This is a genomic window from Carboxydothermus islandicus, from assembly GCF_001950325.1.
GTDB lineage: Bacteria > Bacillota > Z-2901 > Carboxydothermales > Carboxydothermaceae > Carboxydothermus > Carboxydothermus islandicus.
Map to the genome: position 1 here is coordinate 1 of NZ_BDJL01000057.1, position 449 is coordinate 449.

Genomic DNA, 449 nt, shown 5'->3' on the forward strand with positions numbered 1-449 from the left:
TTTTGGGATACCGAGCTACACTAAAAACCTTGCAAACAAGAGCTGTACTAATTGTCACGTAACGGCGAAAGCCAGTGATATACCAAAAGACAGCCGGAACAAAGCGGTAAGCTACGCAATATCCAAAGGAGTATTTCCAGTAGTAAACAAAAAATTTGGGGCCAATAAGTATATAACCGGGGATGAGCTAAAAGCAGCCATTCAGCGGGCTAAGGGCACAGCGACTTATACTGGTGGAACAGCGAACCTGACCAGGACCCAGTTAGCCCAGGCTATATTTACGGAATTAGGGATAACCGTCAGTGATCAAAGTTATAATAGTGAAGTAGACGGAGTAAAGAGCAAGATTGCGAACTATAATGAAAACGAAGACCGGGCATTGGCGTTAGCGGTAGCGCGGGGAATAATCCCGGTAGTAGCCAAAACCAAGACTGGTTTATATGCGGTAA

1 protein-coding gene is annotated in these 449 nt (G+C 45.0%); it reads left to right on the forward strand.

Features of this window, described 5'->3' with window-relative positions; genetic code table 11:
• Nucleotides 1-449, forward strand: a 449-nt coding sequence (locus tag ciss_RS13350) for a hypothetical protein (protein ID WP_166504008.1), incomplete at both ends; no start/stop codon positions are given.